This is a genomic window from Allobosea sp. TND4EK4 (genome assembly GCF_900156025.1).
Taxonomy (GTDB): Bacteria; Pseudomonadota; Alphaproteobacteria; order Rhizobiales; family Beijerinckiaceae; genus Allobosea.
The window spans coordinates 1-10,634 of sequence record NZ_FTMO01000040.1 but is presented as its reverse complement, the minus strand read 5'-3'; the positions used below and the strand labels follow the sequence as shown (position 1 = coordinate 10,634).

General features: G+C 65.4%; 7 protein-coding genes and 4 pseudogenes. 7 read left to right on the top strand and 4 right to left on the bottom strand.

Annotated features, from left to right (window positions below):
* Nucleotides 1-198: 198 nt before the first annotated feature.
* A complete protein-coding gene (locus tag BW981_RS21990; protein WP_244560420.1) occupies nt 199-1,737 on the top strand; it encodes a PAS domain-containing sensor histidine kinase in 1,539 nt (512 codons plus the stop codon).
* A gap of 115 nt (nt 1,738-1,852) precedes the next feature.
* Nucleotides 1,853-2,801: pseudogene (locus BW981_RS22395) on the top strand (IS630 family transposase).
* A gap of 15 nt (nt 2,802-2,816) precedes the next feature.
* Here BW981_RS22395 and BW981_RS21975 read toward each other — a convergent pair.
* From BW981_RS21975 to mobC, 4 genes and pseudogenes are all read right to left on the bottom strand, one after another.
* Nucleotides 2,817-3,062, bottom strand: a pseudogene (locus tag BW981_RS21975) (ATP-binding protein); the annotation flags it as partial.
* Nucleotides 3,062-3,547, bottom strand: a pseudogene (locus BW981_RS21970) (IS21 family transposase); the annotation flags it as partial. The pseudogenes BW981_RS21970 and BW981_RS21975, both read right to left, overlap by 1 nt.
* Nucleotides 3,548-3,723: 176 nt before the next feature.
* A complete protein-coding gene (locus tag BW981_RS21965) occupies nt 3,724-5,136 on the bottom strand; it encodes a hypothetical protein (protein WP_139333906.1) in 1,413 nt (470 codons plus the stop codon).
* 140 nt (nt 5,137-5,276) lie between these two features.
* Nucleotides 5,277-5,648, bottom strand: a complete 372-nt coding sequence (gene mobC, locus BW981_RS21960; RefSeq protein ID WP_076443114.1) for a plasmid mobilization relaxosome protein MobC — start codon at nt 5,646-5,648, stop codon at nt 5,277-5,279.
* Nucleotides 5,649-5,973: 325 nt separating this feature from the next.
* Between mobC and BW981_RS21955 the strand changes: the two genes are divergently transcribed.
* The 5 genes and pseudogenes from BW981_RS21955 to BW981_RS21935 all read left to right on the top strand — a co-directional run.
* Nucleotides 5,974-6,498 (top strand): hypothetical protein, encoded by a 525-nt coding sequence (locus tag BW981_RS21955; RefSeq protein ID WP_139333905.1) that lies wholly within the window; start codon nt 5,974-5,976, stop codon nt 6,496-6,498.
* A gap of 38 nt (nt 6,499-6,536) precedes the next feature.
* Nucleotides 6,537-7,403, top strand: coding sequence for a P-loop NTPase family protein (locus BW981_RS21950; RefSeq protein WP_076443110.1), 867 nt, complete (start codon nt 6,537-6,539; stop codon nt 7,401-7,403).
* Nucleotide 7,404: 1 nt separating this feature from the next.
* Nucleotides 7,405-8,304: a hypothetical protein gene (locus BW981_RS21945; RefSeq protein WP_076443108.1), complete on the top strand. Its 900-nt coding sequence runs from the start codon at nt 7,405-7,407 to the stop codon at nt 8,302-8,304.
* Between the two features lie 110 nt (nt 8,305-8,414).
* Nucleotides 8,415-10,019, top strand: coding sequence for a hypothetical protein (locus tag BW981_RS21940; protein ID WP_076443106.1), 1,605 nt, complete (start codon nt 8,415-8,417; stop codon nt 10,017-10,019).
* A gap of 290 nt (nt 10,020-10,309) precedes the next feature.
* A pseudogene (locus BW981_RS21935) lies at nt 10,310-10,634 on the top strand (IS21 family transposase); the annotation flags it as partial.

Below are 10,634 nucleotides of genomic sequence, written 5' to 3'. Positions count from 1 at the left end.
CGCTTGGCATAGACGACCCAGTCGGCGCGCCGCAGCGGTGCCAGCAGGGCGGCGAAGGCATCAGCTTCGGCGAGCGCAGCGAGATCGCCATGGAATAGTGGAAACAGGTGACCATTTCTCCACCGATCGTACGACGACGTACGCAGAGTGATCCAGTTCACGGCCGGATGGTTTTTTTGGTCGACCTGGGGGATGCCTATGCCTGAGATCGACGTTCTGGCGAGTGATCGCTATCGCCTGCTTATCGATGCCATCACCGACTACGCGATCTACATGCTGGATCCGACAGGGATCATCGTCAGCTGGAATCCAGGGGCAGAACGGTTCAAAGGCTACCGCACCGACGAGATTATCGGGCAGCACTTTTCCCGCTTTTACACGGAAGAAGATCGCGCCGTTGACCTGCCGAGCCGGGCCCTCGACATAGCCCGGTGCGAAGGACGGTTCGAAAACGAGGGCTGGCGCGTGCGCAAGGACGGTTGCCGGTTCTGGGCCCATGTCATCATCGATGCCGTCGTGGACACCGACACTGGCGACCTGGTTGGATTCGCGAAGATCACCCGGGATCTGACCGAGCGAAAGCAGGCGGAACTGGAGCTTCAGACAGCCCGTGAGGCGCTCTATCAGTCTCAGAAAATGGAGTCGCTGGGCCAGCTGACGGGCGGCGTCGCGCACGACTTCAACAACCTACTCAATGCCGTCATCGGCAGCCTGGAGTTGCTCAGGAAGGAGCAGCCGCCGGAGAGGCGCGAAAGGCTGATCGAGAACGCGCTTGCTGCAGCCAGACGCGGTGTTGTCCTGACCCAGAGGATGCTGGCATTCGCGCGCAAGCAGGAGCTGAAAGCCGTCGCCGTGGACATCTACCAGTTGGTCGCGGGTATGGACGACCTCATGAGGCGTAGCCTCGGCCCCTCGATCGAGATCGAGTCGGCTTTTCCAGTCGGGCTCTCACCCGCTCTCGCCGACCCTCATCAACTCGAACTGGCGATCTTGAACCTTGTCGTCAACGCGCGGGACGCGATGCCCGATGGCGGTCGCATTAGCATAAACGCACGGAACGCCGCGCAAAGCGAGGTCGCGGCGGCCGGCCTCAAAAAGCCGGGCTATGTCCAGATCACTGTCGTGGACCAAGGCACCGGTATGGATGCGAACACCTTGGTCAAGGCATCGGAGCCGTTCTTCACGACGAAGGGCATCGGCAAGGGCACCGGCCTCGGGCTTTCCATGGTGTCGGGTATGGCCGAACAACTTGACGGACGTCTGGAGTTGAACAGTGCCCCTGGACAGGGGACGAAGGCGACGATCTGGCTACCCGTAGCTGGGCAGACGCGTGAGGCCGGGGGAGTGGCTGGCGCAGCTGTGTTTGAGCCTGCCCCTGTGAAGCCGTTGAAGGTCTTGGCTGTCGACGACGACGCGCTGGTTCTTCTGAATACCGCAGCCCTTCTGGAGGATCTCGGTCACACGGTCGTGGGAGCTCACTCAGCACAAGAGGCTCTTCGCAAACTTGAAGAGGAGCCCGCGTTCGAGCTGCTCATCACCGATCATGCAATGCCGCATATCACGGGCAGCCAGCTGATCGAGGACGTGCTCAAGCGGTGGCCCACAATGCCTGTTATCATCGCGAGCGGATATGCCGAGCTGCCGACCGATACGAGCAGCCGCTTCGTTCGGCTCGCCAAGCCTTTCGGCCAAGCGCAGCTTCGTTTGGCGATCGCAGACGCCCTCCGGAGGCACTGAGGCCTGGCCGCACCTCGCATCATCTAGAGCGGAACCCGACCTGACTGAATCGGGAGGGATTCCCAAATCAAGGGTGAAGTGATTCACACTGTCTGCCGGATGGAGGCCGGCAGGCATGTCGAGAGCGCTGTCGGTCGATCTTCGGGTTCGGGTTCTTGGAGCTGTGGCGGCTGGTGCTACGCATCGCGAGGCGGCCGAGCGTTTCGGCGTGAGCGCGGCTAGCGTGAGCCGCTGGCGCAAGCGTGAGCGCGATCAAGGCGATCCGCGGCCCGGGCGGCTTGGTGGCGCTCGGCGTTCGGATCGGATCGAGGCGCACCATGACGCGGTGATGGCGGCGCTTGGTCCAGGCCGGGACGCCACCATCGAAGAAGTTCGCGCGAGCCTGGCGCGGCAGGGTCTCGCCTTCGGCTTCGGCACGATCCAGCGCTTCTTCGCCCGGCACGCCATTACGCGCAAAAAAAGACCGCGCACGCCACCGAGCAGGACCGCCCCGACGTCCTGACCCGGCGTGAAGAGTGGTTCGAGGATCAGCTCGACCTCGATCCCGACCGCCTAGCGTTCATCGAGGAGACCTGGGCATCCAACAACATGGCTCGCCGCCACGGGGCGCTGCCGGCGCGGCGAGCGGCTTCGGGTCGGCGTGCCGCATGGCCACTGGAAGACGACGACCTTCGTAGGTGCGCTGACCCTTCGCGGCTTCATCGCTCCGTGGGTGCTCGACGGCACGATCAACCGCGACGCCTTCGAGACCTATGTCCAAAAAGGTCTTGGTCCCAGAACTGCGCCCCGGCGACATCGTCGTCATGGACACCCTGTCGAGCCACAAGGGGCCGCGCGTGCGTGAGATGATCGAGGCGGGCGGCGCGAACCTGCGCTACCTCCCGCCCTACAGTCCCGACTTCAACCCCATCGAGAACGCCTTCGCCAAGCTCAAGGCGCTGCTAAGAAAGGCCGCCGAGCGAACCCTCGGCGGCCTCTGGGACACCATCGGCCGCATCATCGACCTCTTCCCGCCAGCCGAGTGCGCCAACTACTTCAGCGCGGCAGGGTACGACGCAACCTGATGGGATTCCGCTCTAGTTGATCGGGGTTCCGTCGAAGGCGAAGTCGGCGACATCCTTGGCGAGCGGCAGCTTGGCGATGGTGATCTGATACTTGATCGAACGGGCCTGCTTCTCGGCGATCTCGGCAGCGAGGAGGTCGCCGACGACGCGCTGCGGCTCGTGCTGGCGCTTCACCGCCGAGGCGATGATCTCGTCGAAGGCGGCCTTCATGCCATAGAGCTTGAGCTCGCCCATGGTGGCGAGAATCTCCGAGCGTTCCATCACACGGCTCTCCTGAGGCTGTCGTAGCGGGCACAATCGGCGGCGGGCTCATGGTGCAGGCGCAAGGCATCGGGCGTCATGATCGTGATCGCTGCCGCCGGCTCGCGGCGCCGGGTCAGGATGTTGATGATCACGTCGGCGGAGTGGACGCCTTGCCGCAGAGCGTCCGCGCAGGCGGCTTCGACGGCGGACAATCCGTCACTCAGCACCGCGGTGAGGATCTCGACCATCTGCCTGTCGCCGTCTTGAACGGCCGCGAGCTTGCGCCGGACCCGGTCGATCGCACCGGGCAAGACCCAGTCCTTGAAGGGCGCGCCGTTGCGCAGGGCGCCCGGCTTGCGAGCCAGTACCGGGACATAGTGCCAGGGATCATAGATGGTCTGGTCGCGCCCATAGCAGCGGGGATGCTCGCCGACGACACGCCCGTCCTGGCGCAACTCGATCCGATCGGAATATGCGCGGATCTCGACGGGGCGCCCGACCGCACCCGCAATAGCGCCTTACCGGCGCTTGCACACCGTCGGACGACGGGTTGCGGGTGGTCGGAATCTGGGAACAGTGAGACGGCGGGCGGGCCTCTCGGTGATGACACCTGGGTTGATACCGACGTGGTAATCCCGAGATGCCGCCCATCACTCATCCTGATATCCGCACGGCGCTTTCAGCGTTCCGGCCCGCCCCTACGGCGGGTCGGGCTGCGGTGAACGGCGCGGCGGCTGGCCGGAGGCGGAGCCTCAGGCCTGAGGACGTCGCGCTGGCGATTGCGGTGGATCCGCATCCGGGTGTGCTGGGTGCGAGCTTTCTCGGACATGACCTTCTGACGGATCGCCCGCTCGCGGAAGAAGGTCCGGGTCTCGTCCTGAACCTCCCGATCCATCTCGACGCGCTCCAGCTTAGCCTCTCGATCGGCCGCGAACCTCAAGCGCCTCGCGCTGTGGAAGGTCGGCAGCGCGCCGATCACAACGCCTGCCGCGGCGAGGGCCGGGATCAACCCCGCACCGGCCGCTATGACGCCGACCGTCACGAGGTAGAACGCGGCTTTACGAACCTCGCGGCCAGCGAACAGCTTGGCGGCGATGAAGGCGCGGTTAACGCGGGCGCGGCGGACGCGATCGCGCTGCCGGTAATGCTCCCTCACACGGCCTTGCCGTATCCGCAAATCCTCCTTCTCTTCCGCCGACAGGCGGGCTGCGAGCCGGGCTCGCCCCTTCCTCGCCTTTGCGGCCTCAGCGTGCTCGCCGTCAGTATCCATCTCGGCGATCAGGTGATCGAACTCGTTGAGCAGGACGTTCGCGCTACGCTGGGGAGCCTCCTTCCGCAACTGGGCTTTCACCTCCCCAACAGGCGGCAGTACTCCGATGCTGGCGCCGATCGCGACTTCGCGAAACTTCGGCGCGTCGCCATGAAGGCGAAGGCGATTAAGATGACGGGTCAGGCTTGTCGTCTTCAGACTTTCGGTATCGATGAGCTGAACGATCGGGGCGCCGGCAATACGCTTGTCGCCTGCGGCGAGCCGAAAGCCCATGCTCCCGAGCTCGCCTCGCAGGCGCGAGAGATCGCCGGTGGCCTGACGCCACGCTTGGCGCAGGCGGGCATCGATCAGCGCTGTGTCGGAGCCGAGCCGCTTGTTCTGCCGGATGTCGGCCTTGGACTGGCGAAGGCCCCTCTCAGCGACCGGACCTTGCGCAGCGCGCTCGGCCAGGTCGAGCAAGCCGCGCTTGCGCAGCAGCTCGACCGTACGGGCGACGCGTGTGCTCGGCTGGAGCGGCTCGCCGAGCTCGAGTTCGAGCCGGCGTGCGAGCATCTCGTCGCGGTCACCGGACCGCACGAAGCGCAGCGCCTTTCCATCGGCCTCGGAGGCCATCGAGAACACCACGTGGAAATGGTGTGCGCGCTCACCCTTCCGGTGCTCGACCACCAGGCGCGCGCTGCCTTCCGGGACGTTGTACTCCTCCTCGATCGTTCGAAGGACATGATTGAGCTCGTCCGCATTGAGCATGCGCTCGGGCGACATAACGATGTGAGCAACGTCGCGCTTCATGCGGCGCACCCGGCGAGCGGGCTCCGCCAGCATTCGCAGCGCGAGCGTTACGTCGTTCGAGACGTCCCGGCTCAGATCGGTCCGGACCGTAACGCGCTCGTTCGAGCCTCGGCCGGTGTCCATGAGGTGCCGGCCGAGGCCGCCGAGGCGGCGCGGTATCGTTTCGATATACATCACGCATCTTCGTCGATGCGCAGCAGGTCGAGGATGCGGCTGACGAGCGACTCCAATGCCGCGCGCATCGCTGCGATGTCCGCCGCGACCTGTGCCGCCGAGCCGGTCGTATTCGCGATCTTGGCGATCTGGTTGATGTTGCGGCCCTGCGGCTTCAACTCGTCCAGGATCGCGTGCAGCTGGGCGGCGTTGGCTGCGGCGCGCCGAACCTTCGGTGCCTGCATCTGCGACCCCAGCGCCTTCAGCACCACGGTGCGGACCCAGGTGCCCGGCGACACGCCGGCGGCTTCCGCCGCCGTAACCAACATGCCATGCGTCTGCCCGTCTACCCTGAAGGCCACGGCGTGGGGAAAGCGGTTCTTCTCGGACATCTCGATCTCCTGTGATCTCGGCGAAGCCGGCGCCGTCAGGCGCACCCGGCTTGGCCGGGTCGGGGGTCCACGGGCGGCGGCAGCCCCCTGGCAAGGAATCCATGTCTCGGCGCGGCCGAGTAAACATGGGACGAACTTGCCCTATGATGAATTCAAATATCCTCGTGATCAAATTGTAATTCGAATACGCGCGATAATATCGCGATACGTATCAGATTATATCAAATCTATATCAGATACATAATCGAGCAAGGTCATTACATCATAATTACAATTACCATCAAATGCGAATCCATGAGATCGTCAAAACCTGAGTGAGGACGCCATGTCTGACGAGAACGACGAAGTTACCGAGGGAAGCATGGACGCGATCCGGGCCGCCCTGGCCAAGGAGGCGCATGACATCGCGGACAGCCGGACCTTCAAGCCGGCCTATGTCTGGCAGGTCGTCGCCGCAGCTCTGCCCGAGATCGATCGCATCGTCACGGCGAGCAAGGGGCGCGGCAAGGCCGGTGCCAGCAAGGCTGTCTTCGACGGCATCGCTGAGAAGCTGCGGCGAGCCTCTGGCTTCGACGACATCTCGGGCGAGTCCGTCCGGCAATATCGGTCGCGCATCCTGTGCGGCGACTACGACGCCAAGCTAGCGGCAATCGGCTTCCGGCGGATTGGCAACCGGATCGAGGCCATTGCGGATCTGCCGCAGGTCGAGGATCTGCCCCGGAACAATACGTCTGCGGCGACCGGAGAGGCGCGCGCGAGCCTCACTCAACGCAAGGCGCCGGAGCGTGCCGTGATGCGCTCCAAACCTGATGACACCTCGGATGACGCCACGCCGACGCGGCTGCGGTGACGTCTCCCTTCTTCAACCAGCCGTCGAGGAGAGCCTTCATGTCCAGCAACACCAGCAAGAAGTCGCCGCTGCCCGCGGTCGACCAGGAGACGGCGCGGGTGCCGTCCAATCAGGAGCATCTCCAGCAGAGCCGCGGCACGGTCTTCACCAAGGTCGTCACGCTCGTCCTGGAGAACAAGGGCGGCGTCGGCAAGAGCCGGATCGCCGAGATCCTCTACTATACCCTGACCAACGGCGAGGATCCGTCGAAGAAGGTCTTGGTCGGGGAGACCGACAGCGCCAACCGGACCATGAAGATGGTCGGCGCCTCCGAGTTCATCGACCTCAATCAGGTCGAATGGACCGGCCAGCTCGAATATATCGGCGAGCGGATCGCGGCGGGCGAGTTCGACCATGCCGTGATCGACTGCGGCGCGCGCGACGAGACGCCGATGCGCTCCTTCCTGCCGGAATATGCTCGCTTCCTCGCCGGAATCGGTGTCAGGCTCGTGGTCGTCCGGCCGCTCACGCTGTCGACCTTCGTGCAGAACAACGCCTACCGCTTCGTGACCAAGGTCAAGACCGACGACATGGCGGTGATCGCGGTCCGCAATGCCGGCCAGGGCCGCACGGGCCAGTTCGGGCATTGGCTTGCGAAGCGGGCGCGAGCCGAGATGCTGTCCTGCGGCGTGATTGAGATCGAGATGCAGGACGCTGGCCCGCGCTGGTCGGACGAAGCGGTCGGCTATGGCCTGACCTTCGCTGACATCGCGTTCGGGCGCTTCGGCAAGATCAAGGACGCCGAGGATCGGCAGGACGCTATCGGCGTGTTCGAGCGCCCGGTCCAGCTGTTCCTCGCGCGCTGGCTGCGTGCGCAGGCCCAGTCCTTCGGTGACGCTCTGAACGCTGCGACCGGGAGGGCGTGACGTGGCCAGGGAGGATCTCGACCGGCGGATCCGGGAGCTCGAGGAGAGCGTTCCCAGCTGGGACCGCCTCAGTGAGCCGGGCGATGCCGATCGCGGTCGCCTGGGGCGGCTGGCCTTGCGCCTGTGGCGCGCAGGGTTGCCGCAGATGTTGCTCGGCGCCGCGCTTGCCGTGGGGGTCATCGGCCTGTTGCCGATGACCGGCTACAGCCTCGTCAGTGCCGCAGATGCCCGGTTGGCACGCGTGGTTCGGGGGCATGTCTCTGACGCCGAGCGGATGACGCAGGACGACCTCATCGCCGGCGCCAGCGTCGGCGCGCAGGCGCTGAGCTTCGTCGTCGAGGTGGTGCGCAGTCCCGTTCCCGACAACAACCTGTCATGGCTAGGACGCCTCAGCTTCGATACTCCCGCGCTGGTCCGCGGCGATCGCGTCGCGGCGCTGAAGGATCTCGTTCGCCTGCTCGGCGACTTGCCGGCAGAAGAGCGCCTGGCGCGCCTCGACTGGCTGGTCACGCTCGCGGCCGAGACCACCAATCCGCATTCGGGCCTCGCCCATGGCCTGGAGGCCTTGTCGAAGGCTCCGCTCGAGCTTCGTCGGCAGCTCCTCGCCACCGATGCAGCGACCCTCAAATCCCTTATCCGCTTACTTCAAGATCGAAACGCGGCCGGCCTGACGCTGGCGAGCCTCGACAAGGCCCTGGCGGCCGAGAAGGACAATCTCGATCGCGAGATCTCAAGGCGTCGCGCGGCACTCGACGCTGTCAAGGCGCGTCATGCCGCGGCGGCTGCGATCGGCTCGACCTGTGCCGCCACCTGGCAACGCTTCGAGGCCTGTACGGCCGCGGTTCTGGTTCCGGAGGGCTCCCGGCCGACGAGGCCGCGGCGCGGCGGTTCGCGCGACTGACGGCGCGGCCTTGGCTTCTCGCCGCCGGTGGGAATCTGGGAACGCCGGGACGCGGGGAGGGCTTTTCCGGATCCTGCCCGGTCGAAAGCAACGACACGACGGAACACGACATGACGACACCGGATCACTATCCGCCGGCTGAGGAGCCGAACCGCGACGGCAAGCCGGAGCGCTTCAACGCGACGGACTTCGAGTCCTCCCGTATCCTGCGCGACAAGCTGCTCGGGCTCGGGCGCGAAAAGCCGCTTCCGGACGATCCGCCGACGACGAAGCAGAAGCAGGAGGCGGCGAAGCGCGTCGGGGACGGGGAGTTCGCGCTGTCGCTCGTCGAGGACGATCTCGTTCCGTTCCAGAGCGAGGGCGAGGCCTATGCGGTCTTCTCGGACAAGGGAGCCTCGCGCATCATCGCCCTGCGCTCGCGGGAGTTCGGCGCCCTCATCCGCAGGCGCTTTTTCGCCGAAACGAGCCGCCTCCTCGGCAAGGCGGCCTTCGGCGCGGCTCTCCAGGCCCTGATCGACAAGGCACTGGAAGGCGAGGAGAGGGCGCTTCATCTGCGGACGGCGCCCATCCCCGACGGCATCTGTCTCGATCTCGGTGGCCGCATGCGGCGGGCGGTTACGATTACGCCCGGCGGCTTCGAGGTCACGGCCGCTCCGCCCGCGCTGTTCCGCTCTTCGTCCGGCGCGCTGGTCGAGCCGGCCGCTGCAGGTGACCTCGGTCTTCTGCGCCGTCACCTCAATGTCAGCGACGTCCAATTCCAGCTGATCGTCGCCTGGCTGACATTCTCGATGAGGCCGGCGGGGCCGTATCCGCTCCTGGCGCTCTCGGGTGAGCAGGGCTCAGCCAAGACGACCGCTGCGGCGGTGCTGCGGTATCTGCTGGACGGGCGCCGGACCGGCGGCCGGGCACTGCCGGCGTCGAAGCAGAATCTCGATGTCTCGGCCCGTCTCTCGCACCTGCTATCCTACGATAATGTGTCCTACATCTCACCTGCGATGTCGGATTGCCTGGCGCGCCTGGCTACGGGCGAGGAAGAGGGCCGGCGGCGGCTGTTCACCGATTCCGATGAAGTCGTGTTCGAGGCGATGCGGCCTATCCTGATCAACGGCATCGGCAGCGTCGTCACCCGGCCGGACCTGGTGGACCGGACCATCTTCATCGAGGTGCCGGTCATTCCGAAGAGCCGGCGCCTGACCAAGAAGGCCTTCTGGCAGCGGTTCGAGCAGGACGCGCCCGCGATCATGACCGGGCTTGTCGAGGTGATCGTGCAGGGCCTTCGGCGACTGCCTGACACGGTGCTCGCCGATCTGCCGCGGATGGCGGATTTTGCGGAGTGGGGTTGCGCGATCGAGCGCACCCACTGGTCCGAAGGCTCCTTCATGGAGGCTTACGGCGCCAACATCGAGGCCGGCAACGCCGACATCCTTCAGGTCGACGATCTCGGCATGGCGATCGTCGAGATGATGTCGGAAACCTCTTCGTGGACGGGCACGGCGACGCAGCTCCTCGAACGGCTCGACGGCGATCGGACGAAGCAGCAGAGGCGCCTCCAGCCGCTGCCGCCCAACGGTCAACGCCTCTCGATCGAACTCCAGCGGCTGGCGCCCGTCCTGCGCCGGCGCGGGATCGAGATCGAGCACCGTCTGGCTCCCGACAAGCATCGGACTCGGCTCATCACGCTTTCGGTTGATGCAGGCTGCGTCGAAGAAGAATAGGTCCGTTCGGGCTCACGCGATAGCGCTGACATCCGCTCATTATCCGTGTGCCCTCGCGCCGCGGCTGGCTCGTTCCTTGCCGCGTGAACGCATCCGACCCCGCATGCGCGGGAGAGTGAAGCGAGCCGATGCATTGCGTCCGTTGCGTCCGGTCCGACCCCGTCGGACGCAACGGACGCAGTGTGCATGGCGGTGAGAAAACCATCCAGAGAAGCGCCGGCGGTTATGCGGGCGCGGGCGGCGTAAAAGTCGTCCACTGGATAGGCTGATCCCTTTTGGGGTCGGCGAGGATGTTCGCTGTGGAGGTTTACGCGGCGGTTCGCGATTTCGTTTTCAATCAGAAGCACAGCCGCCGCGAGGCGGCTCGCGTGTTCGGACTGAGCCGCGAGACGATCGCGAAGATGTGCCGGTTCTCGATCCCTCCGGGCTATACGCGCACGAAGCCTGTTGAGAAGCCGAAGCTGGGTCCGCTGCTGCCGGTGATCGATGCGATCCTGGGTGAGGATCGGACCTCGCCGGTGAAGCAGCGTCATACGGCGAAGCGGATCTTCGAGCGGCTTCGGGACGAGCACGGTTTTGCCGGCGGCTACACGGTGGTGAAGGATTACGTGCGGA